Here is a 25,358-nt window from a genome sequence, read left to right on the forward strand (position 1 = left end):
CCGAGGGCTGACGGCGGGCCAGCCCGGACACCGCCGTCAGCCGTTCCCACCGACATGGAGGGAGGTGGATCCTCTAGCCACTCGCGTGGCCCGGCTCCCGCGCGACACGCACGACAGGACGCCAATTCCGCCCGTGCGTGTGCAGCAATGGTGGGGACGGGGGTTGCCCTCCCCCGTCCCCACACACTAAACCCCCCGCCACGGCGGGAAAAGAGGCCGACGGGACTGGCCGTGTCGCCGTTCCGACCGGCCTCGTCCGCTGTCCGCCCGTACCGCCCGGTCGACGCCCCGCGCCCCGGCGCCCGCGTCCCGCGGCCGGCCACCCGAGCGCCCGGCGCCACCGCGCGCCCCCGCTCCCGCACCGCCGCCACGGGCGCATCACGCACGCACCTTTCCGCCGTCCCCGATCGCCCTTCGCCCGGCCGGGCGGACGCGACCGGCCGGCGGCTTCTGCCCTATGCTGGGAGCGCTCCCGGCCCGGCGGTGGCCACGCAGACCATGAGGAGAACCGATGTCGATGCCCACCCCGCGCCCGCCCCACGGCGCCGCGCTCTCCGCCACCGCCCCCGCCCCTACCGGCCCCGCGCCGCGCGCCGACGAGACGCCGTCGGCAGGCCTGCGCTTCCCGCCGGGCTTCGGCTGGGGGGCGGCCACCTCCGCCTACCAGATCGAGGGCGCGGCCAAGGAGGACGGCCGGGGCGAGTCGATCTGGGACACGTTCAGCCACACGCCGGGCCGCACCCGCAACGGCGACACCGGCGACGTCGCCGCCGACCACTACCACCGGTACGCCGAGGACCTGGACCTGATGCGCGACATCGGGCTGGACAGCTACCGGTTCTCCATCTCCTGGCCGCGCGTACAGGCCGACGGCACCGGCGCGCCCAACCAGCGCGGGCTCGACTTCTACCGCCGTCTCGTCGACGGGCTGCACGAGCGGGGCATCGCGCCGATGGCGACGCTGTTCCACTGGGACCTGCCGCAGTCCCTCCAGGACGCCGGTGGCTGGGAGTCGCGCGACGTCGCCCACCGGTTCGCCGACTACGCCGAGATCGTCTTCCGCGCGCTCGGCGACCGGGTGCCGGTCTGGCTGACCGTCAACGAGCCGAAGACGGTGGTGCAGAACGGCTACCTCGAAGGTCACCACGCCCCGGGCCGCCAGGACCCGGACGCCGCGTACCTGGTCGCCCACCACCTCCACCTGGCCCACGGGCTCGCCGTGGCGGCGTTCCGCGCCACCGGCTCCGGCCGGATCGGCCCGGCGCTCAACCTGCACCCCTGCTACCCGGCCGACGACTCGCCCGAGGCCGCCCGGGCCGCCCGGCTCTACGACGGCTACGAGAACCGCCTCTACCTCGACCCGATCCTCACCGGCCGCTACCCGCAGGACGTGCTGGACGACCTCGGCCCCGACAGCCGGCTGGTCCGCGGCATCCGCGACGGCGACCTGGCGACCATCGCCGCGCCGGTCGACCTGCTCGCCGTGCAGTACTACACGCCCTACTACCTCACCGGCGACGGCGCGACGGTCGGGCGCTGGCCCACCTCACAGGCCTCCTGGCAGCAGATCCACCCCGACGGGATGTACGACATCCTGACCCGGGTGACCCGCGACTACGGCCCGATCCCGCTGACCGTCACCGAGAACGGGCTGCCCACCCCGGACACCCTCGACGCCGACGGCACGGTCGACGACGCCGGCCGGGTCACCTTCCTGCGCGACCACCTCGCCGCCGCGCACCGGGCCATGGCCGCCGGCGTGCCGCTGGAGAGCTACCACGTCTGGTCCCTGCTCGACAACTTCGAGTGGGACGCGGGCTACGACGAGCGCTGGGGCCTGGTGCACGTGGACTACCAGACCCAGCGGCGCGTGCTCAAGCGCAGCGCGCACTGGTACCGCCAGGTCATCGCCGCCAACGGTCTCTGACCGCCGGGCATCCGCCACCCCGGCGCCGCTCGGCGGCGCCGGGGTGGACGCCGTCGGCGCGCCCGCCAGCGTGGACGCCGGGCGGGCGCGTCGACCCGGTCAGCGGGGCAGGGCCTGCTGGAGTTCCGCCCGCAGCGCCGGGGTGAGCATCTCCCCCGCCTGCTTGGCCAGCCGCGCCATCTCGTAGCCGACCACACCGATGTCGGCCTCCGCCCCGGCCAGCGTGGCCAGGATGGAACCGTCACGCACCTGCATGACCAGGAAGTAGCCGCGCCCCATCTCGACGACCGTCTGCTTGACGATGTCCCCGTCGAACATCTGCGCCGCGCCCGCGGTGATGCTCATCAGCCCCGAGGTCACGGCCGCGAGCTTGTCGGCGTGGTCCCGGGGCAGGTGGTCGGAGATCGCGACCAGCAGGCCGTCGGAGGAGACCACGATGGCGTGCACCACCCCCGGCACCCGCTCCGCGAACCCGCTGACCAGCCAGCTCAGGTCGCGGGCCTCCCGGCTCAACGTCGTCATCGCTGTCCCCCTTCGGTGCGTACGCCGCCCGGCGGCATGGAAATCTCCGTGGTGTCCTCGGCCTCGGCCCGCCGTACCCCGCTGTAGAACCGGGACAGCATCCCCCCGACCGCCTCCGGGTCCGGGTCGTGGCGTACCGCCGGCTGCTCCGGCCGGGCCGGCCGGGTGACGGCCGAGAGCTGCGCCATCGGCACCCGGACGGGCAGGCCGCGTTCGTTGGTCCCGCCGGTGACCGGGACGGCCGGCGGCGTGGGCGAGGCCCCCGGCACCGGACCGGGCGACGGCCCCTGCCGGGACCACCAGCCCCCACCGGTCGACGCGGGCGGCCGGGCCGCCGGGGCGAGCACGTCTTCGGCCCGCACCGGGACCGACCGGGCCTGCCGGGGCGGGGCCTCGGACCGCCGCCCGGCCGCCGGCAGCTCGCCCGCCGGTCGCGCACCGGCCCACGCCGGCGGCCGCCCGGCCACCGGCAACCCACCGGGCGGCGGCGTCCCGTCCCACGCCGCGGCGGCCAGCATCCGGGCCGCGACGGGCGCCTCCCGCTCGGGCGCCGGCGCCAGCAGGCCACCGGGCAGCCGTACCCGGGCGACGAGGCCCTCCTCGCCGCCGGCCAGGCGCACCTCGACGCGGAGCCGGGCGGCCAGGTGGCTGACCACGAACAGGCCCATCCGCTCGACCGTCGCCACGTCGGCGGCCGGCGGGGTGGCCAGGACGGCGTTCGCCTCGGCCAGCGCGGCCGGGCTCATGCCGATCCCCCGGTCGGTGATCTCGATGACCGCGCCGGCCCCCTCGCTCCGGGCGGTGACCGCCACGACCGTGTCGGGACGGGAGAACGAGGTGGCGTTCTCCAGCAGCTCGGCGAGGATGTGGACCAGCTCGCCGACGGCGTGGCCGACGACGTGCAGGTCGGCGACCGCCCCGTGCCGGACCCGCTGGTACTGCTCGATCTCGGCGCTGGCGGCGAGCAGCATCGGGCCGAGCCCCGCCGGCCGGTTCCACCGGCGGGTCGCCTCCGTCCCGGCGAGCACCAGCAGGCTGTCGTCGTTGCGCCGCATGCGGGCGGCCAGGTGGTCGAGCTTGAAGAGGTTCTCCAGCTGGTCCGGATCGCTCTCCTCGCGCTCCAGGTCGTCGAGCAGCTCCAACTGGCGCTCCACGAGCACCTGGCTGCGCCGGGCGAGGTTGACGAACATCGCGTTGACGTTGCGCCGGGTGGTCGCCTGCTCGACGGCGACGTTGACCGCGCTGCGGTGCACCGCGACGAACGCCTCCGCCAGCTCGCCGATCTCGTCGAGCGAACGGACCACCGCCGGCGGGACCTCGATGGCCGGGACACCCCCGGTCACGGTACGCAGCCGGTCCAGGGCGTCCGGCAGCTCCAGCTGGGCGATCCGCAGCGCCTGGCCGCGCAGCAGCCGCATCGACCGGGCCATGGACCGGCCGACGAGGACGGAGATGAGCAGGGCGACCAGCAGCACCGCGAGGATGCTGCCGACGACCAGCAGCGTGGTCCGCAGCTGCGTCGCGCTCACCCCGTCGGCCTGCCGTACGGCGTCGTCGAGCACCGACGCCTCGATGCGGCGGAGCAGCTCCTGACGCTGCTCGCCGGCCGCCCACCACTGCGGCGCCGGCAGCACGCTCGGCGCGGCGGCCCCGGTCACCAGGCTCTGCTCCTCCAACCGGGTGGCCGTCAGGAACCCCGGATCCGTCGAGGTCTCGTCGTAGCGGCGGACCTGCTCGGCGGTGGCGGCGACCCGGAACGCGCCCAGGGCGGTCAGCTGCTGAGCGCGCAGGTCGGTCAGGACCACCTGGTCCTCCACGCCGTACCGGCCGGCGCGGGCGGCCTCGTAGAGCTGGGCCCGGACCCGTGAGGAGAGCTCCTTGACCCGGGCGAGCTGCACGTAGCGCAGCACCGCGTCGCTGAGTGCGGGCCGGTCCTCGCCCGGCGAGGGCTCGGCGAGCAGGCGCAGCAGCGCGTCGACGGCCCGGTGGTAGTTGCTCAGGATGGTGTCGCTGCCCAGCACCGCCGGGGGGATCGCGGCCCGGATGTAGACGACCTGGTCGTAGGCCTCCAGCACCTCCGAGTAGGCGACCCGCCAGGAGGCGTCCGCGTCGGCCAGCGGCCCGGCGGCCCGGCGCAGGTCGCGCAGCGCCTGGTCGGTGGCGGCCTGCAACGGCCTCAGGACCACGATCGCCGAGTCCCGGTCGGCGCCCGCGCCGCCTCGGCGCAACTCGCCCAGCTCACCGGCGGCCCGGTCGCGTTCCTGCTGGAGCTGGTGCACCAGCGTGACGATCTCCCGGCCGATGCCGACCTGCTGGGCGAAGTCACCCAACGCGGTCGTCCGCCCGACGAGGGTGTGGGTCTGCACGCCGGCCAGCACCAGGAACGCGACCGACGGGATGACCAGCACGGTGACGAGCTTGGTGCGCATCCGCCAGTCCCGCAGCCGGAACGGGGAGCGGCGACGGTGCGGCACGACCCGGACGTCGAACCGGCGCCGGCGGTGCTGCGACACCCCGTCGTCGGACGGTTCCGGACCTGCCCCCACACCTACCCCCTCCCTGTCCCGCGTCCGCCGCGAGCCGGGGAGCGGAGTCCATCCAACCAGGCCCGCTAGCCGTGTCAACGGGGCGGGCTGAGGTGCTACTCAGGAGGGTGAGCCGGTCTCGTCCGTCCGGACGATGGCGGCGAGCCGGGAGGCGTCACCGATGCGCCCAAGGGCCACCAGCGCCGCGCCGCTCGCCCCGACCTCCGGGTTGCGCCCGTACCACACCGGCCGGGGCGCGAGCGCCGCCGCGAACGACGTACGCCACCAGTCGGAGGCCGCCACCGCTCCCCCGCCGAGCACCACCTCGACCGATTCGTCCACCGTGGACTCCAGCACGACGAGGTCGCCGGCGACCAGGTCGCACAGGCCCCGCATCAGCCCCGCCAGGATCTCCACCGAGGTGGTGCCGAAGCTCAGGCCCCCCAGCGCGCCCGAGCCGGCCGGGGACATCCCGGGCGGCCGGTCCCCGCCGAAGCGGACGTTCACCGGCAGGGTCCTGTCGTGCGGCACCCGGGCCAGGGCGGCCTCCAGCTCGCTGCCCCCGGGCAACCGCAGCTCCCGGTCGGCCCAGGCGAAGAGGTTGCCGCCGGAGGAGTACGCGGCGCCGGTCACCACGTGGTCGTGGTCGACCCGGTAGCGCCAGAGCTCCTCGGGCAGCGGCGGCATGGCCTGCCCCGCCGGGACGCGCTGCACCAGCCGCACCGCCGCCGACGTGCCGACCGTCACCGCGACCCGGCTCGGCTCGACGCAGCCCGAGCCGACGTTCGACGCCGCGCCGTCGCCCACCGGGCCGGCCCAGGGCGCGTCGGTGAGCTGCGGCCAGCGCCGCGCGTACGCCGGCCGCAGCCGGCCCCGCCATCCGTTCGGCGCCAGCTCGGGCAGCTCGTCGGTGTGGCTGCCGGCCAGCGCGCACGCCTCGGCGTCCCAGTCCAGCGTCCGCAGGTCCAGCAGGCCCGTGCCGGAGGCCTGGGAGATCGACATGGGCGCCGAGTCGAGCAGCTCGCCCAACACGTACTCCGCCAGGCCGGCGAACCGGGCGACCCGCCCGCCGGTGTGTTCCCGCAGCCAGGGCAACCGGACCGACCAGTAGCAGCGGTGCCACCACGTGCCGGTGCGCCGGTGGAAGTCGGCCGGGTCGGCCGGGCCGGCCGGGCCGGCGGGCGCCTCGGGACGGGTGTCCAGCCAGGTCAGCACCGGTCCGAGGGGCGCGCCGTCGGCGCCGAGCGGGACCACCGAGTGCCACTGCCCGGACGTCGCCACCAGCGACACGTCGCGCAGGTGGCCACCGGCGGCCAGCTCGTCCAGGCACGCCACCAGGCAGGCCAGGTAGCCGGGGCCGTCCAGCGTGCCGGTGCCGTCGTCGTGCACGGCGAGGCTCACCTTGCGCCGGGCCAGCGCGCCGGGCAGCGGGCGGGCGTCCGTGTCCAGCACGAGTCCGCGTACCGAGGAGGTGCCCAGGTCGAGCGCGAGAATGTTCATCGCGGGTCAAGTTACCCGGTGCGGCGCGCCCCGGCGTCCCAGCGCCTGGGCCGTACGCCCGATCGGCTTTCCGGTGCCCGCGCGGGGCCGTAGGGTGATCGCATGCCCGCGCACCTGTCCTGCTGGTGGCCCGCCGATCCGGCGGCCATCCCCCGCGCGTAGCTTCCCACGCGGCCGCCCGACGAGGCGGCCGCCGGTCTCTCCCCGGCCCTCCCGGTCGCCCCGCCGGGCGCCGCCCGGCCCGAGGAGACCCGATGACCCACCTGACCGAGTTGCTCGCCGCCGTCGCCAGCGGCGGCGACCCCGGCCCGTTCGCGCTCGTCCGCCGCGAGGGCGCCGCGCACCTGGAGCTGTTCACCGGCACGGTACGCACGGCGGGCCGGCTCGCCGACCTCCCCCTGCCCGGCGGGGCGCCCGGCCCCCGGACGCTGGCGCTGGTGCCCTACCGGCAGATCACCGAGCGGGGCTTCGCCTGCGTCGACGACGGCGTCCCGCTGGAGTTCCTCGAGATCGACCGGCACGAACGGGTCGTCCTGGCCGAGGCGCTCGCCGCCCTGCCCGACGTGCCCGTGCGCACGGCCGACGCCGCCTTCGACGTCACCGACGACGAGTACGCCGCCACCGTCGGCCGGGTGCTCGCCGAGGAGATCGGGCGCGGCGAGGGCGCCAACTTCGTCATCCACCGCTGCCTGCGCGCCACCGTGCAGGGTCCGCCGCTGGTCGCCGCGCTCGCCGCGTTGCGCCGGCTGCTGCGGAGCGAGCGCGGCGCGTACTGGACCTTCCTCGTGCACACCGGCACCCGGATCCTGGTCGGGGCCAGCCCGGAGCGCCACGTCAGCGTCGACGACGGCCTGGTCATGATGAACCCGATCAGCGGCACCTTCCGGCACACCGGCGCGGGCGCCGACCGGGCCGCGCTGCTGCGCTTCCTCGACGACCCCAAGGAGGTCGAGGAGCTGTACATGGTGCTCGACGAGGAGCTCAAGATGATGGCCACGGTCGCCGAGCACGGCGGCCAGGTGGTCGGGCCCCACCTCAAGGAGATGTCCCACCTGGCCCACACGGAGTACCTGCTCGCCGGCCGGGGCACGAAGGACGTGCGGGAGGTGCTGCGGGAAACGATGTTCGCGCCCACGGTCACCGGCAGCCCGATGGAGAACGCCTGCCGGGTCATCGCCCGGCACGAGGGCACCGGGCGGCGCTACTACGCCGGGGTGCTGGCGCTGCTCGGCCACGACGACGCCGGCCGGCAGAGCCTGGACGCGCCGATCCTGATCCGTACCGCCGAGATCTCCCCCGCCGGCGAGCTGCGGGTGCCGGTCGGGGCCACCCTGGTGCGGCACTCGACCGCCGAGGGCGAGGTGGCCGAGACGCACGCCAAGGCGGCCGGCGTGCTGGCCGCGCTCGGCCTCGGCCCGCAGGCGCCCGCCGGTGGCCCGGAGCCCGCCGTACGCCTCGCCGACGACCCGCAGGTGCGGGCCGCGCTGGCCGCACGCAACGCGCCGCTGGCCCGGTTCTGGCTCGACCAGCGGTCGCCGGGCGCCGGTGGCCTGCCCGGGCTGGCCGGCCGGCGGGCGCTGATCGTCGACGGCGAGGACACCTTCACCGGCATGCTGGCCCACCAGCTGCGCGCGCTCGGCCTGGCCGTGACAGTGCGGCCGTGGCACGCCGCCGGTCCGGTGGACGGCCACGACCTGGTGGTGGTCGGCCCCGGTCCGGGCGACCCGGGCAGCACCACCGAGCCGAAGATGCGCACGATGCGGGGGCTGCTCTCCGGGTTGCTCGCCGAGGGCCGGCCGACCCTGGCCGTCTGCCTGGGCCACCAACTGCTCGCCGGCCTGCTCGGGCTGGCGCCGCACCGCCGGGACGCGCCCTACCAGGGGCTCCAGCGGGAGGTGGACATCTTCGGCACGCGCCGCCGGGTCGGCTTCTACGCCACCTTCACGGCGCGCGCCGACGCCGACCGGCTGGACACCCCGTACGGCCCGGTGGAGCTGGCCCGGGACGCGGCGGACGGCGCGGTGCACGCCCTGCGCGGGCGCGGGTTCGCGGGGGTGCAGTTCCATCCGGAGTCGGTGCTCAGCCCCGACGGCGTGGCCGTCCTCGCCGATCTGGTGGGCGCGCTGCTGCCGGCGCCGACGGGACATCCGTCGACGGCGCACGGCGGGTTGTCGGGAGCGGCCGAGCGTGCATAGCCGCCCCGATCGGGGGTAGGGGTGCTGCGACCGGCGGCCCGGACGGGTCGAGAGCCCCCGCCCGGGCCGCCGGTCGCGCCGGTACAGCCGACCCGCTGGCAGCGCCGGTCCAGCCGGTGAACCGGCGACGCCGGGTCAGCCGGCCAGGCCCGCCTTCAGCGCCGCACCGATCCGCACCGCGCGCTTGGCGGTCAACGCGGTGGCGCCGAGCGCGATGTCGTCCGGCGCCGTCTCGCCGTTGTTGCTGGTGTGCGAGGCGCCGTAGGGGTTGCCGGCGACGAACTGGCTCGGGTCGGTGTAGCCGGGGGTCACCACGACTCCGCCCCAGTGGTAGAAGACGTTGAACATCGACAGCAGGGTGGCCTCCTGCCCGCCGTGCGAGGTGGCCGTCGAGCAGAACGCGGAATAGACCTTGTCCGCCAGGGCGCCCTGCGACCACAGCGGCCCTGTGGTGTCCATGAACTGCTTGAGCTGGGCGGCCATCACGCCGTACCGGGTCGGGGTCCCGAAGATCACCACGTCGGCCCACGACAGGTCGTCCAGCTGTGCCTCGGGGACGTCCTGGGTCTCCATCTGGTGCGCGTGCCAGCCCGAGTTGGAACGGATCGCCTCGTCCGGCGCCAGCTCGCGCACCTTGCGCAGCCGCACCTCGGCGCCCGCCTCACCGGCGCCTTCGCACGCCGCCTGCGCCATCTGGTACGTGATGCCGGTGGCGCTGTAGTAGATCACCGCGACCTTGGTCTGGGCAGCCATCGGGTGTTCCCTCCTCATGTCGGGTCAGCTCCCGCGACTACCCGATGTTTGCGCCGTCAAACGGTCACCCGGGGTCGCGCGCCCGGCCCGGGGCTTCGTGGACCTGCTCGTCATGCACCGCCCACTGTGACGGCCCCGCTGCCGTCGGTAGCTCAAGATGTCCGCAAGTTTCGATCCGTTCCGGTGCCGGTCCGACCGCCGGCCGGGAATGCTGGTGCCACGGCGCCGGCGGACCGGCAACCGCCCGGCACCGGCCACCCTGAACGGGGGATCGCGCTGCGCCGGCAGCGTCGCCGGCGAAGCGCGATCAGGGGAGCCGGCGCGCCCCGGCCTGCCCGCGGCAGGGGCCGCCGGGTCAGGTGTCGAGGCGGTCGCGCAGGTCGTCGACCTCCTGTTGGATCCGGTTCACGGCGTCCTCGTTGTTGAGGACGGTGGTGATCCCGGCGGCGAAGGCCAGCCCGATCAGCACCGCCAGGGCGCTGAGCACCAGGCCGCCGATCGCCACGCCCCGGCCGGTCACCCCGGGCCGACCGGCCATCCTGAGCCCGACGATGCCCAGGATCACGCCGATGATGCCGAGCAGCAGGCCGATCCAGGACAGGATCACGGTCAGCACGCTGATCAGCGCGGCCACCCCGAAGACCAGTGCGAAGGCGGCGGCGGCGCTGGTCTTGGCGGCCGGGCCGCCTCGGCCGGCGCGGGTCTGTGTGCCGGCGCCCCGGGCCGGCTCGCTGGACGCGGTCATGTCGCTCCCTCCGGGCGCGCGGACGGCGCGCCTGCTGGCCGGCCGCTTTCCCGCCGCGACGGCGGTCATGCGTCGGATGTCGGAGGTCGGCCCTAGTCTGGTGCCCCACCCGAGCGGAGGAGCCCCCATGCCAGCGGAGCTGACCGGGCGCGAGGCGCTCGCGCTGCGGATGACCGGCCTGCTGCTCCGCCCGCATCCCACGGCGGCGGTGGGCGGGGTCGAGGGCGTGGTGGGGTGGTTCGGGGCCATGCAGGCGCAGGACCTGGCCAGCGGCATGTGGTCGCTCGGGGTGCGGCTGCCCGCGCTCGGCCACGCCGACGTGCACGCCGCGCTGGAACGCCGGGAGGCGCTGCGCACCTGGCCGATGCGGGGCACCGTGCACCTCGTGCCGCCCCGCGACGCCCGCTGGATGCTGGAGCTGACCGGCGTACGCTCGCTGGCCGGCGCCGCCACCCGCCGCGCGCAGCTCGGGCTCACCGAGACCGACGCGGACCGCGCGCTCGACGTGCTCGGCGCCGCGCTGGCCGGCGGCGGCCGGCTCACCCGGGCGCGGTGCCTGGCCACGCTGGAGGCGGCCGGCATCGACACCGGCGACCAGCGCGGCTACCACCTGCTCTGGTACGCCAGCGTCCGCGGCGTCACCTGCCTCGCGCCCAACGTCGGCACCGAGCAGACCTTCGCCCTGCTCGCCGAGTGGGCGCCCGAGGCTCGCCGGCCCGAGCGGGACGAGGCCCTGGCGATGCTCGCCCACCGCTACGTCCGGGGGCACGGGCCCGTCACCGCCCGGGAGTTCGCCGGCTGGACGGGGCTGACGCTCACCGACGCGCGCCGGGGCTTCGCGGCGGCCGGCGACGCCCTGACCGTGGTGCGGGTCGACGGGCAGGAGGCGCTCGTCGACGCGGCCCTGCTCGACGCGCCCCGCGAGCCGGTCGACGACCTGCTGGTGCTGCCCGGCTTCGACGAGTACCTGCTGGGCTTCAAGGACCGTTCGCTGATGCTGGACCCCGCCCACGCCGAGGCGATCGTGCCGGGGCGCAACGGCGTTTTCCAGGCCACGGTCGTCCGGGACGGGCGGGTCGTGGGCACGTGGAAGCGCGCGGTCGGCAGAAACCGGGTGACGGTCACGGTGTTCCCGCTGGTGCCCTTCGAGGAGCGGACCCGGGCCCGGGTGGCGGTCGCGCTGGACCGTTACGCCGACTTCCTGGGCCTGCCGCTACGGATCGTCTGGCCCGACTGACCGCCAGGCCGAAGGCGCGACCCGTCCCACGGATCCCATCGGCCCCACTGGCCCCGGTGGACCGCCTCGCCCGCCGCGCCCGCCCGAAGGCCGGTGCTGCTCCTATCCGGCCGGCCGTCGACGAATCCGTGCCGGCCGGCCGGGTATCCGGCCCATGACACGAGAGGGAGGTCGACGACCGATGAAGCTGAGTGCACAGCAGGCCAACTCGCTGTACGGACAGGACGTCAAGGACCGCTCGGGTTCGAAGATCGGAAGCGTGGGCCAGATCTGGGCCGACGCCGCCGGCGAGCCCACGTGGGTCAGCGTGCAGACGGGCCTGATGGGCCGCAAGGAGTCGATGGCCCCGCTGGACAAGGCCCGGATCACCGACGGCGGACTCACCGTCGACTACGACAAGTCGACCGTGAAGGACGCCCCGGCCGTGGACGCCGGCACCGAACAGCCGCTGGACACGACGCAGATCCAGCAGCTCTACGGCCACTACCGCCTGACGCCGCAGGCGCCGCAAGCCCCCGACCGGGGACGGAAGCCCGCCGCCGGCGAGGACATGATCCGGTCCGAGGAGCGGATGCGGGTCGGCACGGAGAGCCAGCCCGCCGGCACGGCACGGCTGCGCAAGTACGTGGTCACCGAGGACGTGCACACCACCGTGCCGGTCGAGCACGACGAGGTGCATGTGGAGCGGGAGCCCATCGCCGCCCGCGACGCACGCGGCATGCGCGCCGACATCGGCGAGGCCGAGCAGGAGATGACCCTGCGGGCCGAGCGGCCGGTGGTCGGCAAGGAGACGGTGCCCGTCGAGCGGGTCCACCTGGCCAAGGACGAGGTCGTCGAGGAGCAGCCCATCGACGACCGGATCCGCCGGGAGCGGGTGGACGCGGACATCCCGGAACGCAGTCGGCGACGTCGCTGACCGCTGACACGGCGACGGGCGGGTGGGTCGGTTCGACCCACCCGCCCGTCTCGGCGTACGTCAGTCGGCGAGCGCGCCCGCCGCCCGTCCCTCGTGCAGGGTCAGGTTGCGCCCGTCGGACGGGTCGAACAGGTGGATCTTCTCCAGGTTGAACCAGACGCGCCGGGTCTGTCCCTCCTCTACCGGGGACTCGGCGGAGAGCCGGGTCACCAGGCTGGCCCCACCGCCACTGAAGTCGGCGCCCGCGTCGGCCGCCAGCTCCTCCAGTTCGGCGGCGCTGGCCCGCTCCCCCTCGACGCTGAAGTAGACGTACTTGTCGGAGCCCATGGACTCGACGATGTCGACCGGCGCCTCGAACTCCGCGCCCCGGCGGCGGGTGTCGTCGTCGATCAGCGCGGCGTCCTCGAAGTGCTCCGGCCGGATACCGAGGATCAGCTCGCGCGGGGCGTCCGCCCCCTCCAGCTCGCGCCGGATCCGCTCGCCGATCGGCACGTCGCCCAGCGCCGTACGCAGCTTGCCGTCCTCGATCGCGGCGTGCAGGAAGTTCATCGACGGCGAGCCGATGAAGCCGGCGACGAAGAGGTTGCGCGGGTGGTCGTACAGCTCCTGCGGCGGGCCGACCTGCTGCACGGCGCCGCCCCGCATGATCACCACGCGGTCGCCGAGGGTCATCGCCTCGGTCTGGTCGTGGGTGACGTAGACGGTGGTGGTGCTCAGCTTCTTCTGCAGGCGCGACACGACGGTGCGCATCTGCACCCGCAGCTTGGCGTCCAGGTTGGACAGTGGCTCGTCCATCAGGAACGCCTTGGGCTGCCGGACGATCGCGCGGCCCATCGCGACCCGCTGGCGCTGACCGCCGGAGAGGTTGGCCGGCTTGCGGTCCAGCAGCGCGGACAGCTCCAGGACCTTCGCCGCCTCCTCGACCTTCCGGTTGATCGTCTCCTTGTCCAGCTTCGCCAACCGCAGCGGGAACGCCATGTTCTCCCGCACGGTCATGTTCGGGTAGAGGGCGTAGGACTGGAACACCATCGCGATGTCCCGGTCCCGGGGCGCCTTGTCGTTGACCCGCTGGCCGCCGATGCGCAGCTCGCCGGAGCTGATGTCCTCCAGGCCCGCGATCATGTTGAGGGTGGTGGACTTCCCGCAGCCGGACGGGCCGACCAGGATGACGAACTCGCCGTCGGCGATCTCCAGGTCGACGTCGGCCACCGCGACGGTCCCGTCCGGGAACTTCTTGCTCACCTTGTCGAGCACGATGTCAGCCATGAGTACCACCTATCCCTTGACTGCGCCGGAGGTCAGGCCGGAGACGATGCGGCGCTGGAAGAAGAGGACGAACAGGATGATCGGAACGGTGATCACCACGGCGGCGGCGCAGATCGCCCCGGTGGGGTCCTCGAACTGCGACTCGCCGGTGAAGAACGACAGCGCCACCGGCACCGTGCGCGCCCGCTCGGTGGAGGTCAGCGTGATGGCGAAGAGGAAGTCGTTCCAGCAGAAGATGAAGACCAGGATCGCCGTGGTGAACAGTCCCGGCGCGGCGAGCGGGGCGATGACCCGCCGGAACGCCTGGGCCTGCGTCGCGCCGTCCATCTTCGCCGCCTTCTCCAGGTCCCACGGGATCTGCTTGAAGAACGCCGACAGCGTGTAGATCGCCAGCGGCAGCGCGAAGGTGATGTACGGCAGGATCAGGCCCGGCCAGGTGTCGAAGAGGCCGAGCTGCCGCTCGATCTCGAACAGCGGCGACACCAGGGACACTTGCGGGAACATCGCGATCAGCAGGGAGACCCCGACCAGCAGCCGCTTGCCGGGAAAGTCCAGCCGGGAGATCGCGTACGCGGCCATGGCGCCCAGCACCACGGCGATCACGGTGGCGATCAGCGCGATGCCGATCGAGTTGACCAGGGCCCGGACGAACTGGTCGGTCTGGAAAATCGTCCGGTAGTTGTCGAGCGTCCACTCCTGCGGGATGAACTTCCCGTCGGTCAGGGTCGCCGGCGTCTTGAACGACAACGACATGATCCAGAGCACCGGCACCAGCGCGAAGACGACCACGATGGCGTCCAGCAGGCCCCAGCGCAGCTTGGCCCGGGTGGTGGTGTCAGCCATCTCAACGCCTCTCCCCGTCGTCGCTGCCGGGGGCAGCGGTACCGAACAGCTTCACGAAGACGAAGGCGATGATCGCCACGGTGAGGAAGATCAGCACCGACATCGTCGACCCGATGCCGAGGTTCAGGCCCCGGATCAGGTTGTTGTAGGCGAGCATCGACACCGATGAGGTCTCGTTGCCGCCCGCGGTCAGCACGAAGATGTTGTCGAACACCCGGAACGCGTCGAGGGTGCGGAACAGCAGCGCGACCAGGATCGCCGGCTTCATCACCGGCAGCATCACCTTGGTGAAGCGCTGCCAGGAGGTGGCGCCGTCGGTGGAGGCGGCCTTGAGCAGGTCCTCCGGCACCAGGGCGAGGCCGGCCATGAGCAGCAGCGCCATGAACGGCGTGGTCTTCCAGATCTCGGCCAGCATGATGATCGCCAGCGAGCTGGCCCGCTCGGTCAGGGGCGCGCCGTCGCTGAACAGGTTGGCCAGGTAGCCCGTGCCCGGCGTCCACGCGTACCGCCAGGAGAAGGCCGCGACGACCGTGACGATGCCGTACGGGATCAGGGCGGCGGTCCGCACGATGCCCCGGCCGACCAGCGTACGGTGCATGATCAGCGCCAGTCCCATGCCGAGCGCCAGCTCGACGGCGACGGTGACCACCGTGATCAACGCGGTGACCCCGAAGGCCGTCCACCAGAACTCGTTGGTCAGCACGGTGGCGTAGTTCTCCAGCCCGACGAACTGGCGCTCGGCGGGAAAACGCAGGTCGTAGCGCTGGAGGGACAGCCAGACCGAGTAGATGATCGGGTACGCGGTCACCAGCACCATGACCAGCGCGGCGGGTGCGCAGAGCAGCCAGCCCAGCCGGCGCTCGGCCTTCTTGTTCTCGCTCAGCGGGGCCTTGCGGCCCCGACCGGCGCGCTGGGCCGGCACCTTGGCGTCCCGGCCGGGCCGGGCCGTCTCGTCGGCGGCCACGTCGGCGCCGGCCGGCGTGGCGTTGACGCTCATGCCGCCACCTCCGGGCGGTCGGCGTCGAGTCGCCGGGTGCGCTGGCTCACGGCAGGACCCCCTTCGATTCGAGGGCGTCGGCGATGGCGTCGCGCAGCTCGTCGGCGGTCTGCTCGGGCCGGATCGCCGACGGCGGCGACAGGATCGCCGACATGACGGTGGAAATGCTCTGGTACGCCGGGGTCAAAGGCCGGACCGCCGGCTCCCTGAGCTCTTCGAGGATGGTGTCCCGCATCGGGTACGCCTCAGCCATCTCCGGATCGGCGTAGACCTTCTCGATGGTCGGCGGCACGCCGTCGTTGACCGCGGAGAACTTCTGGTTCTTCTCGTTGCGGATGCAGCGGGCCGCCTCGAAGGACTCCTCGGGGTACTTCGAGTAGGCGCTGACCGCCATGTTGATCCCGCCGATGGTGACCTTGCTCGGGGTGTTCTCGTCGACGCCCGGGACACGGGCCCAGCCCACCTGCTTCGCCAGCTCCGGGTCGGCCTCCTGCAGCGCCGGGTAGACGAACGGCCAGTTGACCTGGAACGCGCCGTCGCCGGACTGGAACTCCAGCCGGACCGGGTCCTCGGTGGCGTTGCTGAACGACGGCGACGTCACGCCCGACGTGGCGAAGCGCTGGAGCTGCTCCAGCGCCCGCACGGTGCCCCCGTCCATGACGGCCTTCTTGCCGTCGTCGCTGAGGATCTTGCCGCCGGCGCTCTCGGCGAGGGTGTTGTAGAGGACGACGAGGCCCTCATACTGGGCGCCCATGGTGAGCACCTGGTGCGGCTTGCCCTGCTGCTTCAGCTCCTGGGCGGTGGAGATCATCTGGTCCCACGTCTTCGGCGGCTGCGGCACCAGGTCCTTGCGGTACCAGAGCAGCTGGACGTTGGTGTTCTTCGGCGCGCCGTAGAGCTTGTCCTCGTAGCGCGCCGTCTCCAGCGGGCCGGCGAGGGTGCCCTGCTCGACCTCGGCCCGGTCCTGCCCGGTCCACTCCCTGATCCAGTCGGCGCTGGCGAACTCCTGGGTCCAGGTCACGTCGAGGCCGAGGACGTCCATGCCGCTGTCCTGTGCCGCCAGCCGGCGGACCATCTGCACCCGTTGGTCGTCGGCCTGCCGGGGCAGCACCCGGTAGGCGATCTTGTAGCGCCCCTGGGCCTGCGCGTTGCAGTCGTCGACGACCTTCTGCAGGTTCTGCTCCGGCGGGTAGTACAGGTTGATCGTGGGTGTGCCGCCGTCCCCGTCGGAACCGCAGGCGGCCGCCATCGGTGCCACCAGCGTCAACGCCGCGGCGGCAGCCACCGCGCGCACGCGTGGCCGCCGTCGGCGTCCGGCCTTGTCAGGGTCGCTCATCACCCCTCCCCTCGTGTCGGCCAAGGCCGGGGAGAGGCTCCGCGCCCCGGCGCACGGCGAGCCGTTCGGGCCGTCTGACCAGCGGTTGCGTCGCCCGGACGTTTCGTGGCCCCAACACTGCCCGACCTGCGAAGTTGCGAAACCTGACGCTGTTGGGACGGCGCCGGAGGCACCGGCTGTGGCGCGGATCACCGCCGTGCGGGCCGGCCCGGTCGCCCGTAGGCTCGGCCGATGGACGCCACCTTCTTCCTCGACCCGGCCTGCCCGTGGACCTGGCGCACCTCCCGCTGGCTCGTCGCGGTCGCCGACGCCCGGGGCCTGCACATCGAGTGGCGGGCATTCAGCCTGGCCATCCTCAACTCGGGCGGGGTGCCGCCGGAGTACGCCGACGCGATGACCGCCTCCAGCCGGGCGCTGCGGCTGGTGGAGGCGCTGCGCGCCGAGGGCCGTCACGACGACGTCGCCCGGTTCTACGCCGAGGTCGGCGCCCGCAGCCACGACGCGGGCAACCCGCTGTCGGCGAAGATCGTGGACGCGGCCGTCGAGGCGGCGGGCCTGCGAGAGGCTGCGCCGGCACTCGACGACGACCGCTGGGACGAGGCGGTACGCGAGTCGCACGCCCTGGCGTACGCCTCGGCCGGCCCGGACATCGGCGCGCCGGTGCTCATGGTCCCGGGCGCCGAACGGGGCATCCACGGCCCGATCCTGACCGAGGTCCCCGGCACCGACGACGCCCTGACGATCTGGGACTCGCTGCTACCCCTGATCCGGATGCCCGCCTTCCACGAGGTCAAGCGCGCCCGCCACTGACCTGCGGCGTCGCCTGCCGGGGCCTGCGGCAGTCGGCTGCCCGGGCCTACGGCAATCGCTCGCCCGGGCCTGCGGCCGTCGCCTACCCGGGCCTGCGGCAATCGCTCGCCCGGGCCTGCGGCAATCGCCTACCCGGGCCTGCGGCGCCGTCGCCTTCCCGGGCCTACGGCCGTTTGCCCTCCCGGGGCCTGCGGCGTCGCCTGCTCGGGCCTCCCCGGTCGAGGCGCCTCGCCCGCTCGGGGAGGCGTGGGTGGCTGGCCCGGTCAGGGCCCGACGCGGCGCCGGTTGGTGATCGCGCGCACCAGCAGCACCACCCAGCCGATCGCGGCGAGCGCGCCGGCCCCCGCCAGCCCGGAGAAGAGCAGCCAGGTGTCGCCGCCCTGGACGGCGAAGACGCCCCTGCGGGCGCCGGTGTCGCGGGCCGCCACGGTGGTCCCCTGGGTCAGCCGGTCCGGCCCGTCGTAGACGATGACGTCGTGACGCGGCGTCCCGCCCCCGTCCGGGACGAGGTCGCCGTACCAGACGCAGTAGCGGCTGCACTTCTCGTGCAGTGCGGTGAACGTGCCCGCCGTGCCGCCACCGGACTTCGCCTGCCAGGCCGGGGCAACGTCGGGTACACCGAGGGCCAGCCCGAGAAGGGCGAGGAAGGGAAGCCCGGCCCAGAGCAGGACCTTCCTCCCCCAACCAGCCGCTCCATCCGCCACGACCACACCGTAACAAGATCCCCCCACCCCGCCCCTGCCTCGTTGATCATGACGTTGGCGTGGCGATTCGTCCGTTTCGTCGCGACCAACCTCATGATCGGCGTCGGGCGCCCCGGGCCGGTCGGTCCGCCCCGATCGGTGGGTTCTCGCGGGAACCTCCGCCGCCGCCGGCTGCGTTGGGCAGGATCGTTGCCAACGAGGAGGTGCCGTCGTGCAGGACACACGCGCTCTCGCCCTGACGTTCGAGGTGAGTGGCCTGCCACCGGTCAGGACCGAGGCGCTGTCCGTCTTCGCCGCCAGGCACCGGCAGGCGACGAGGGTCCGCGCCCTACTCGAGGCGGCCTGCGAAGCGGCCCAGCGCACCGGCTGGACGCCGCTGTCGGGGCCGGTCGAGGTGGACCTCGTGCTGCGCTGCCCGCCCGGGCACCGCACCTCCGACGCCAGCGCCCTGCTGGGCGGGGTGTGTGGGGTGCTCCAGGACAAGAAGCGGGTGGCCAGCATCGGTCTGGCCCACCTCGGCGTCCTGGTGGACGTCGCCCTCTACGACGACGACCGGCAGATCCGCCGGCTGTCGTACGCGCAGGAGCCGGCCGAGAACTTCTCGTACCGGGTGCGGGTGGCCGCCGTACCGCACGTGGTTTGACCGATGGCCGCGGTGGGGTACCGCGGACGCCGACGAAGGGAGCGCCGATGTCGGAGCCACATGTCACGCTGGACCCTCGCGGGCTCGATCCCGTGCAGCAGAAGCTGCAGGGCCCGCTGGAGGACCAGCTGACCTCGGCGTTGCAGGCCGCCACGGAACGGATCAGCGCCAGCTACGCCGGTGAGCCGGTGGAGCAGGTCTGCCAGCGGCTGCTCGACGAGACGCGCTCAGGGCTGCACCCGGACATCGCCGCCGGATTCAATCCCGACATGGACGAGTTCTGCCGGGTGGCGGTGGCGATCGTGCGCGGCGAGGTCTCCTGAGACGTACGCTCCCGCCGCTCCCGCCCGCCCCGGGTCCGGTGGCGGGCGGTCCCACGCTGCAGGGCGCCCGACGGGCCGGACGGCCGACACCGGGTGGTACCGGTCGGTCATGCTCGAAGACATGATCCGATTTGTGCTCAACGTGCTGTGGCTCGTCTTCGGCGGCGGCATCGTCCTCGCCGCCGGCTACGGCATCGCCGCGCTGATCTGCTTCGTCCTGGTGGTCACGATCCCGTTCGGCGTCGCGTCGCTCCGGCTCGCGGTCTACTCGCTGTGGCCGTTCGGGCGCACCGTCGTGCCCAAGCCCGGCGCCGGGATCGCCTCCGGGCTGGCCAACGTCCTCTGGGTGGTGCTCGCGGGCTGGTGGCTGGCCCTGTCCCACGTCCTGGCCGGTGTCGCGCTGTGCCTCACGGTCATCGGCATTCCGTTCGGAATCGCCAACTTCAAGCTCGTTCCCGCCGCGATCTGGCCCCTCGGACGCGAGGTCGTCGACGCCCCGTGACGTGCCCGGCAACGCTCGTTACCGGCCGGGCCGCCACGTCGCGGGCCGAGCCGGCGGGAGTAGCCCCTGCCCTGCCGCCCTCCGCAGGGCTCGGCCGCAGCGGCCCGCGACGGTGATCCGCCGGCGCAGTCAGGCGACCAGTGGGCCCACCCGCCGGCCCGCCGACGCACCGGTCACCGAATCGAATGGTGATGCCCACGGTGGCGCTTTGCGACGGGGGGCTTTTCCGTCGTCGGGCGGCGCTCTGCGACGGCGGGTCTTCCGCCGTCAGGCGGCGCTCTGCGACGGCGGGTCTTCCGCCGTCAGGCGGCGCGACGGAGAGGCGATCCGCCGAGGGTGTCAGGACCGGGGCCGCAACTCCCCGGTCCTGCCCCCAGCCGTCCGGCGTCGTAACGGACGCACCGCGTGAGCACGTGGGCGTGGCACGCCGCCCACGCCGGGCTCGACGCGGCGAGCCTGCCGCCTGCACTCAGCTCCGTGTGCCCGGCAACCGGACTTCGGCACGCTCCCGGCCCACCCCGAAGGGCCGTGAGCGCCGAATCAGGCTAGGCGTGCCGCCGGGGCCCGGACAAGGACGAGCCGGGGCCGAGGCGGCGTGATTGATGTCAAGGTGGAAAAGCGGCATGTCGACGTAACACGCCCCTCGGGGCCAACGCTGTTTCCCGTCGAGGCGACCATTGTGTCCGGTGCGCCGCCGCCGCTTCCCGGCAGCCCGGCTGTGGCTCCCCGGCGGCCCGGCTGCGGCTCAGAAGTGGCGCAGCAGATCGGGGAACGCGGACAGCCGCAGCACGCCCGGGTCGGCCGGGTCCAGCTCGTCGTGCTCCAGCACCCAGGTGTTGTCGTTCGGGATGAACACGGCGTTCAGCCCGGCGGCGCGGGCGGGCAGGATGTCGGACTTCGGGGAGTTGCCGATCATCCACGTGACGGCGGGGTCGACGCCGTGTTCCCGGACCAGCCACCGGTAGGTGTCGACGTCCTTCTCCGGCACGATGTGCGCGGCCCGGAAGTGGTGCAGCAGACCGCAGGCGTCGAGCTTGCGCTGCTGCTCCTCGCGTTCGCCCTTGGTCAGCAGCAGCAGGTGGTGCCGGCCGGCCAGGACGTCCAGCGCCTCGGCCACCCCGGGCATCAACTCCACCTGGTGCGCGACCAGGGCCGCCGCCAGCTCCTCGATTTCGCGCCGCTCCGCCTCGGTCACGGGCCGCTGCCGTAGTCGCTCCAGGCACTCCCCCAGGCTGCGCAGGAACACCTTGCTGCCGTAGCCGTGCGCGACCGCGTTGGCCCGCTCGATGTCGTCCAGGATGGCCCGGGTCTCGGCCCGGTCGAGGGTCGGATGGTCCAGCCACTCCAGGAAGTCGTCGATCACCCGCTCGAACAGGACGTTGTTCTCCCAGAGCGTGTCGTCGGCGTCGAAGACGAGCACCTGCCCGTCGCGGCGGCGAATCGCGTCCCCCATGCCTCCCCGTCCCCTCCCCGCGATGCGATGCGACTCCGGGCCGTGCTGGAGGCGCACCTAGCTGATCTTGGACAGTTACCGTGCGGTGCGCACCGTAACTGTCCAAGATTCCGAGCGGCAAGCGAGTTGCGAGCGGTCGGCGGGGCGGTGGGGCCGCGCAGGTTGGGGCCGGGGAGGGGCCGAGCCGCCGGGTCGGGGGCCGAGCCGCCGGGTCGGGGGCCGAGCCGCCGGGTCGGGGGCCGAGCCGCCGGGCCGGGGGCCGAGCCGCCGGGCCGGGGGCCGAGCCGCCGGGCCGGGGTTGGGCTGCGGGGTCAGGGGGCGGCGAATATGCCGGACATGATCATTTCCTCGCGCTGTTCCTGAACGTCCGGGCGCAGCCGCCCTCCCCGCGTCAGCATGACCGTGCCGTGCAGCAGCGCCCACCCGACCTCGGCGAGGGTGTCGGGGTCACGGCCGGCAGCCAGTGGCGTCAGGGCCGCGCGCAGCTCGGCGGAGGCCGCCCGGGGCGCCCCGGGCCCCGGGTCGCGGCCCAGCGTGAGGTCCGCGGTGTGCGCGAGCATCGCGTCGTAGACCTCGGGACTGGCGTACGCGAAGTCCAGGTAGGCCATCACCACGGCCGGCCACTGCCCACGCTCGCCTCCGGTGGCGGTGTCCCGGGCGGCGGCGAGCGCGGCGGCCAGGTCGGCGAAGCCGAGCACCGCCACGGCGGACATCAGCGCGGCCAGGTCGGGGAAGCGACGGTAGAGGGCCTCGATGTCGATCCCGGTCCGCTCGGCCAGCCGGCGGTGGGTCACCGCCGCCCACCCCTCGGCCTCGGCCAGCTGTCGGGCGGCCAGAACGAGGCGCTCCCGCTCGGCCGGCGCGGCGTCTGCTTCCTCTGCTGGCGACACGCCGCCGATGCTAGCGACCGTCACCGTCCGTGAGGCATCCGCGACGGATTGACGACTCTGCGCCCCGGCGCATCGCCGTCGCCGTCGCCGTCGCCGTCGCCGTCGCCGTCGCCGTCGCCGTCGCCAGAGATCTTGGTACCGGAGCGCCCCAAGAGGGGCCGATTCCTGCCAAGATCTGCCCCGTTCGCCTCGCCGTGCCGCGACCGTTCGGGGAGCGGGCCGGCCGCACCGAGCCAGGACGGGCCACGCGCGGCGGAACGGGGCGCGGCGGAACAGGCCGAGGGCAGCGAGGGCGGGCCGACCCCCGACGCGCCGGCACGGCGACCCGCCTGCGTCACGGCAGCCTGACCCGCCTGCGGCACGATAACCACGGCCCGCCCGGCACGGCGGCTTGGCCCCGCCCTGACCCGCCTGCGGCACGGCGGGCACCACCCGCCCGGGCTCAGGGCGGGCACCATCCGCGGCTCAGGGCGGGCACGGCCCGCCCGGGCTCAGGGCGGGCACCGCCCGCGGGCTCAGGGCGGGCACGGCCCGCGCGGGGTCAGCGGCGCAGGGTGAGGATCAGGTCGGCGACCAGGGCCGTCCAGCCGGTCTGGTGCCAGGCGCCCAGCCCGGCGCCGTTGTCGCCGTGGAAGTACTCGGGGAAGCAGATCAGGTCCCGCCAGTCCGGGTGGGTCTGGAAGAGCTGGGCGGCGCCGTAGATCGGCCGCCGGCCCCAGTCGTCGCGGGTGAACAGGGAGATCAGCCGCGCGGAGAGGTCGTCGGCGATCTCGTCGAGGGTCCGCTTCACCCCCGACCGCGTCGGGTACTCCACCTGGAGGTCGTCGCCGAAGAAAGCGGCGTAGTCGCGCAGCGCGCTGATCAGCAGGAAGTTGGTCGGCATCCAGATCGGGCCGCGCCAGTTCGAGTTGCCTCCGAACAGGCCGCTGGTCGACTCGGCCGGCTCGTAGCCGACGCTGAACTCCTGGCCGCCGAGGGTCACCGAGAACGGCTTGTCGAGGTGGGCCCGGGACAGCGTGCGCAGGCCGTACTCGGAGAGGAACTCGTCGGTGTCGAGCATCCGGGCGAGCAGCCGGACGATCTGCTCCGGGCCGACCATGGACAGCAGCCGGTGCTGGCGGCCGTCGGGCCCGAGCCGGCGGGCGCCGATGACATCGGCGTACTCGGGGCGGTTGGCGAGGAACCAGCGCAACCGGGCGTGCAGCTCGGGCAGCCGGTGCAGGGTGTGGGCGGTGAGCCGGGTCGTCGCGGCCAGCGGCAGCAGGCCGACGACCGAGCGGACCTTCAGCGGCACCTTCGAGCCGTCGGCGAGGCGCAGCACGTCGTAGAAGAACGCGTCCTCGGCGTCCCACAGGCCCTGCTCGTACGCGGCGGCGGCGATGTAGGCGAAGTGCTCGAAGAACTTGGTGGCGGTGTCGACCCAGGTGCGGTCGTGCTCGGCCAGCACGACGGCGATGTCGAGCAGGTTCAGCGCGTACATGCCCATCCAGCCGGTGCCGTCGGACTGCTCCAGCACCCCGGCCACCGGCAGCGCCGCCGACCGGTCGAACGGGCCGACGTTGTCCAGCCCGAGGAAGCCGCCCTCGAAGACGTTGTTGCCGCCGGTGTCCTTGCGGTTGACCCACCAGGTGAAGTTGAGCAGCAGCTTGTGCATCACCCGGGCCAGGAAGTCGTGGTCCCGGCTGCCGTCGATCTCGAAGACCTTCAGCGCCGCCCACGCGTGCACCGGCGGGTTCACGTCGCCGAACGCCCACTCGTACGCCGGGATCTGGCCGTTGGGGTGCAGGTACCACTCGCGGAGCAGGAGCAGCAGTTGCTCCTTGGCGAAGCCGGGGTCGACCCGCGCGATGCTGACGCAGTGGAAGGCCAGGTCCCAGGCCGCGTACCAGGGATATTCCCACGGGTCGGGCATGGAGATCACGTCGAAGCTCGTCATGTGCCACCAGGCGCTGTTGCGCCCGTGCCGGCGGCCCGAGGGCGGGGGCGCGGAGCCGGGATCGCCCTCCAGCCAGCGCTTGACGTCGAAGTGGTAGAACTGCTTGCCCCACATGAGCCCGGCGATCGCCTGCCGGGCGATGAGGGTCTCGTCCGGTGTCGCGGCGGTCGGGATGACGCCGGCGAAGAACCGGTTCGCCTCCGCCCGCCGGGCCCACACCACCGCGTCGAAGCCGTCACCCAGGTCCGCCGGCGGGGGCGGGGCGCCGCCGGGCGGTGGGGCGGTACGGGTCAGCCGCAGGCGGATCCGCCGCTGCGCCCCGGCCGGCACGTCCAGCACGTAGTGCAGCGCCCCCTTGGTGCCCTCCCGGGCCGGGTTGACCGTCGGGGCGCCGTCGACCACGTGGTCGTTGATGCCGTCCTTCGGGTAGGCGGAGCGGCCGGGCAGCCCCCAGAGCCGCTCGGCGTTGGTGTCGTTGTCGCAGAGCAGCGGCGTGGGCTCCCCGTCGCCCTCCAGCAGCAGCTGACCGAGCACCCGGTGCTCGCCGACGAGCCGCGATCCCTCGCCGACCAGCCGGGGCACCCGGTCGCCGCCGGGCAGCCCCCACGCCCAGGTGTTGCGGAACCAGAGGGTGGGCAGCACGTGCAGGGTGGCCGCCCGGTCGCCCCGGTTGGCGACGGTGACGACGACGCACAGGTCCGTCGGGCTGGCCTTGGCGTAGTCGACGGTCACCGCCCAGTACCGGTCGTCGTCGAAGATGCCGGTGTCGACCAGCTCGTACTCGGTGTCGTCCCGGCCGCGCAGCGCGTTCACCGCGACCAGCTCGTCGTACGGGAAGGCGGCCTGGGGGTAGTGGTAGCGCCAGCGCATCCACGAGTGGGTGGGGGTGGAGTCCTCGTACCACCAGTATTCCTTGGCGTCCTCGCCGTGGTTGCCGCCGTCGCCGCCGAGGCCGAACATCCGCTCCTTGAGGATCGGGTCCCTCCCGTTCCACAGGGCGAGGGCGAAGCAGAACGTCTGCCGGTCGTCGCAGACGCCCGCCATGCCGTCCTCGCTCCAGCGGTAGGCTCTGGACCGCGCGTGGTCGTGCGGGAAGTAGTCCCAGGCCGTACCGTGCTCGCTGTAGTCCTCCCGTACCGTCCCCCACGCCCGTTCGGACAGATAGGGACCCCATGCGCGCCAGTCCTGCTCCCCGGCGTCGGCCTGAGCCAGCCGGAGCCGTTCGGGGTCGGGCGCGGAGTCGTCGGGGGGCGGCACGTCGGTGATCACTCGCACATCTTCGACGCCGCCGGGGGACTTCACCACAGGAGCCATTCTCGTCGTGGCGTGTTGCAC

Annotated in this window: 21 protein-coding genes; 8 read left to right on the plus strand and 13 right to left on the minus strand. The window is 73.7% G+C overall.

The genetic code is table 11. The annotated features are described in order from the left end of the window. Positions 1–511: 511 nt before the first annotated feature. Positions 512–1,927 carry a GH1 family beta-glucosidase gene (locus ACLQ20_RS21640; RefSeq protein ID WP_327028975.1) on the plus strand — a complete coding sequence of 472 codons (1,416 nt, stop codon included), beginning with the start codon at positions 512–514 and terminating at the stop codon, positions 1,925–1,927. Between the two features lie 99 nt (positions 1,928–2,026). Here ACLQ20_RS21640 and ACLQ20_RS21645 read toward each other — a convergent pair whose 3' ends face one another. The 3 genes from ACLQ20_RS21645 to ACLQ20_RS21655 form a co-directional block, all read right to left on the minus strand. Next, on the minus strand, positions 2,027–2,449 hold the full coding sequence (locus ACLQ20_RS21645) for a roadblock/LC7 domain-containing protein (RefSeq protein WP_088999490.1): 423 nt from the start codon (positions 2,447–2,449) through the stop codon (positions 2,027–2,029). Next, a complete protein-coding gene (locus tag ACLQ20_RS21650) occupies positions 2,446–4,995 on the minus strand; it encodes a sensor histidine kinase (RefSeq protein WP_151455264.1) in 2,550 nt (849 codons plus the stop codon). Before ACLQ20_RS21650 ends, ACLQ20_RS21645 begins: the two co-directional genes overlap by 4 nt. Before the next feature lie 99 nt (positions 4,996–5,094). Continuing rightward, the gene (locus tag ACLQ20_RS21655) at positions 5,095–6,474 is read right to left on the minus strand and encodes an FGGY family carbohydrate kinase (RefSeq protein WP_425857449.1); all 1,380 of its coding nucleotides are present in this window, start codon (positions 6,472–6,474) and stop codon (positions 5,095–5,097) included. 254 nt (positions 6,475–6,728) lie between these two features. On the opposite strand from ACLQ20_RS21655, the gene ACLQ20_RS21660 reads away from it, so the two are divergent. Then, complete coding sequence (locus tag ACLQ20_RS21660; RefSeq protein WP_425857451.1) at positions 6,729–8,669, plus strand: anthranilate synthase family protein; 1,941 nt, start codon at positions 6,729–6,731, stop codon at positions 8,667–8,669. Positions 8,670–8,804: 135 nt separating this feature from the next. On the opposite strand, the gene wrbA is transcribed toward ACLQ20_RS21660, so the two are convergent. Next, positions 8,805–9,422, minus strand: a complete 618-nt coding sequence (gene wrbA / locus ACLQ20_RS21665; protein WP_151455261.1) for an NAD(P)H:quinone oxidoreductase — start codon at positions 9,420–9,422, stop codon at positions 8,805–8,807. A gap of 355 nt (positions 9,423–9,777) precedes the next feature. Continuing rightward, positions 9,778–10,167, minus strand: coding sequence for a DUF4190 domain-containing protein (locus tag ACLQ20_RS21670; RefSeq protein WP_425857452.1), 390 nt, complete (start codon positions 10,165–10,167; stop codon positions 9,778–9,780). A 127-nt stretch (positions 10,168–10,294) separates the two neighbouring features. Between ACLQ20_RS21670 and ACLQ20_RS21675 the strand changes: the two genes are divergently transcribed. Continuing rightward, positions 10,295–11,404 (plus strand): winged helix DNA-binding domain-containing protein, encoded by a 1,110-nt coding sequence (locus ACLQ20_RS21675; protein ID WP_425857454.1) that lies wholly within the window; start codon positions 10,295–10,297, stop codon positions 11,402–11,404. Between the two features lie 181 nt (positions 11,405–11,585). Next, positions 11,586–12,320 carry a PRC and DUF2382 domain-containing protein gene (locus tag ACLQ20_RS21680; protein WP_151455258.1) on the plus strand — a complete coding sequence of 245 codons (735 nt, stop codon included), beginning with the start codon at positions 11,586–11,588 and terminating at the stop codon, positions 12,318–12,320. Between the two features lie 60 nt (positions 12,321–12,380). Here the strand turns inward: ACLQ20_RS21680 and ACLQ20_RS21685 are convergent, their stop codons facing one another. The 4 genes from ACLQ20_RS21685 to ACLQ20_RS21700 are packed head-to-tail and all read right to left on the minus strand — an operon-like array spanning position 12,381 to position 16,762. Then, the gene (locus tag ACLQ20_RS21685; protein WP_425857456.1) at positions 12,381–13,586 is read right to left on the minus strand and encodes an ABC transporter ATP-binding protein; all 1,206 of its coding nucleotides are present in this window, start codon (positions 13,584–13,586) and stop codon (positions 12,381–12,383) included. 9 nt (positions 13,587–13,595) lie between these two features. Further along, positions 13,596–14,429 (minus strand): carbohydrate ABC transporter permease, encoded by an 834-nt coding sequence (locus ACLQ20_RS21690; protein WP_121400801.1) that lies wholly within the window; start codon positions 14,427–14,429, stop codon positions 13,596–13,598. 1 nt (position 14,430) lies between these two features. Continuing rightward, entirely contained in the window at positions 14,431–15,426 is a 996-nt protein-coding gene (locus ACLQ20_RS21695; RefSeq protein ID WP_425857458.1) for a carbohydrate ABC transporter permease, read from the minus strand. A gap of 46 nt (positions 15,427–15,472) precedes the next feature. Beyond that, on the minus strand, positions 15,473–16,762 hold the full coding sequence (locus tag ACLQ20_RS21700) for an ABC transporter substrate-binding protein (RefSeq protein WP_425857460.1): 1,290 nt from the start codon (positions 16,760–16,762) through the stop codon (positions 15,473–15,475). A gap of 231 nt (positions 16,763–16,993) precedes the next feature. Here ACLQ20_RS21700 and ACLQ20_RS21705 point away from each other — a divergent pair, with 231 nt between their 5' ends. After that, the gene (locus tag ACLQ20_RS21705; protein WP_151455254.1) at positions 16,994–17,572 is read left to right on the plus strand and encodes a DsbA family protein; all 579 of its coding nucleotides are present in this window, start codon (positions 16,994–16,996) and stop codon (positions 17,570–17,572) included. Positions 17,573–17,835: 263 nt separating this feature from the next. Here ACLQ20_RS21705 and ACLQ20_RS21710 read toward each other — a convergent pair whose 3' ends face one another. Continuing rightward, positions 17,836–18,276 carry a hypothetical protein gene (locus tag ACLQ20_RS21710; protein ID WP_425857462.1) on the minus strand — a complete coding sequence of 147 codons (441 nt, stop codon included), beginning with the start codon at positions 18,274–18,276 and terminating at the stop codon, positions 17,836–17,838. A 211-nt stretch (positions 18,277–18,487) separates the two neighbouring features. Here ACLQ20_RS21710 and ACLQ20_RS21715 point away from each other — a divergent pair, with 211 nt between their 5' ends. The 3 genes from ACLQ20_RS21715 (at position 18,488) to ACLQ20_RS21725 (ending at position 19,744) form a co-directional block, all read left to right on the plus strand. Further along, entirely contained in the window at positions 18,488–18,919 is a 432-nt protein-coding gene (locus ACLQ20_RS21715; protein ID WP_425857464.1) for a hypothetical protein, read from the plus strand. Positions 18,920–18,966: 47 nt separating this feature from the next. Further along, positions 18,967–19,242 (plus strand): hypothetical protein, encoded by a 276-nt coding sequence (locus ACLQ20_RS21720; RefSeq protein ID WP_121400795.1) that lies wholly within the window; start codon positions 18,967–18,969, stop codon positions 19,240–19,242. 121 nt (positions 19,243–19,363) lie between these two features. Next, on the plus strand, positions 19,364–19,744 hold the full coding sequence (locus ACLQ20_RS21725; protein WP_101415103.1) for a YccF domain-containing protein: 381 nt from the start codon (positions 19,364–19,366) through the stop codon (positions 19,742–19,744). Between the two features lie 745 nt (positions 19,745–20,489). Here the strand turns inward: ACLQ20_RS21725 and ACLQ20_RS21730 are convergent. The 3 genes from ACLQ20_RS21730 to ACLQ20_RS21740 all read right to left on the minus strand — a co-directional run bounded on the left by ACLQ20_RS21730 (position 20,490) and on the right by ACLQ20_RS21740 (position 25,337). After that, positions 20,490–21,197, minus strand: coding sequence for an HAD family hydrolase (locus ACLQ20_RS21730; protein ID WP_425857466.1), 708 nt, complete (start codon positions 21,195–21,197; stop codon positions 20,490–20,492). A 311-nt stretch (positions 21,198–21,508) separates the two neighbouring features. After that, on the minus strand, positions 21,509–22,087 hold the full coding sequence (locus ACLQ20_RS21735) for a TetR/AcrR family transcriptional regulator (RefSeq protein ID WP_425857468.1): 579 nt from the start codon (positions 22,085–22,087) through the stop codon (positions 21,509–21,511). 541 nt (positions 22,088–22,628) lie between these two features. Continuing rightward, the gene (locus ACLQ20_RS21740; RefSeq protein WP_425857470.1) at positions 22,629–25,337 is read right to left on the minus strand and encodes an MGH1-like glycoside hydrolase domain-containing protein; all 2,709 of its coding nucleotides are present in this window, start codon (positions 25,335–25,337) and stop codon (positions 22,629–22,631) included. Between the last annotated feature and the right edge of the window lie 21 nt (positions 25,338–25,358).

Source organism: Micromonospora sp. DT46 (assembly GCF_049841735.1).
GTDB lineage: Bacteria > Actinomycetota > Actinomycetes > Mycobacteriales > Micromonosporaceae > Micromonospora > Micromonospora reichwaldensis.

Excerpts from the sequence above, each read along its gene's own strand:
- ACLQ20_RS21640 (WP_327028975.1), top strand. The coding sequence starts at position 512 with ATGTCGATGCCCACCCCGCGCCCGCCCCACGGCGCCGCGCTCTCCGCC.
- ACLQ20_RS21645 (WP_088999490.1), bottom strand. The coding sequence starts at position 2,449 with ATGACGACGTTGAGCCGGGAGGCCCGCGACCTGAGCTGGCTGGTCAGC.
- ACLQ20_RS21655 (WP_425857449.1), bottom strand. The coding sequence starts at position 6,474 with ATGAACATTCTCGCGCTCGACCTGGGCACCTCCTCGGTACGCGGACTC.
- ACLQ20_RS21660 (WP_425857451.1), top strand. The coding sequence starts at position 6,729 with ATGACCCACCTGACCGAGTTGCTCGCCGCCGTCGCCAGCGGCGGCGAC.
- wrbA (WP_151455261.1), bottom strand. The coding sequence starts at position 9,422 with ATGGCTGCCCAGACCAAGGTCGCGGTGATCTACTACAGCGCCACCGGC.
- ACLQ20_RS21670 (WP_425857452.1), bottom strand. The coding sequence starts at position 10,167 with ATGACCGCGTCCAGCGAGCCGGCCCGGGGCGCCGGCACACAGACCCGC.
- ACLQ20_RS21675 (WP_425857454.1), top strand. The coding sequence starts at position 10,295 with ATGCCAGCGGAGCTGACCGGGCGCGAGGCGCTCGCGCTGCGGATGACC.
- ACLQ20_RS21680 (WP_151455258.1), top strand. The coding sequence starts at position 11,586 with ATGAAGCTGAGTGCACAGCAGGCCAACTCGCTGTACGGACAGGACGTC.
- ACLQ20_RS21685 (WP_425857456.1), bottom strand. The coding sequence starts at position 13,586 with ATGGCTGACATCGTGCTCGACAAGGTGAGCAAGAAGTTCCCGGACGGG.
- ACLQ20_RS21690 (WP_121400801.1), bottom strand. The coding sequence starts at position 14,429 with ATGGCTGACACCACCACCCGGGCCAAGCTGCGCTGGGGCCTGCTGGAC.
- ACLQ20_RS21695 (WP_425857458.1), bottom strand. The coding sequence starts at position 15,426 with ATGAGCGTCAACGCCACGCCGGCCGGCGCCGACGTGGCCGCCGACGAG.
- ACLQ20_RS21700 (WP_425857460.1), bottom strand. The coding sequence starts at position 16,762 with ATGAGCGACCCTGACAAGGCCGGACGCCGACGGCGGCCACGCGTGCGC.
- ACLQ20_RS21705 (WP_151455254.1), top strand. The coding sequence starts at position 16,994 with ATGGACGCCACCTTCTTCCTCGACCCGGCCTGCCCGTGGACCTGGCGC.
- ACLQ20_RS21720 (WP_121400795.1), top strand. The coding sequence starts at position 18,967 with ATGTCGGAGCCACATGTCACGCTGGACCCTCGCGGGCTCGATCCCGTG.
- ACLQ20_RS21725 (WP_101415103.1), top strand. The coding sequence starts at position 19,364 with ATGATCCGATTTGTGCTCAACGTGCTGTGGCTCGTCTTCGGCGGCGGC.
- ACLQ20_RS21730 (WP_425857466.1), bottom strand. The coding sequence starts at position 21,197 with ATGGGGGACGCGATTCGCCGCCGCGACGGGCAGGTGCTCGTCTTCGAC.
- ACLQ20_RS21740 (WP_425857470.1), bottom strand. The coding sequence starts at position 25,337 with ATGGCTCCTGTGGTGAAGTCCCCCGGCGGCGTCGAAGATGTGCGAGTG.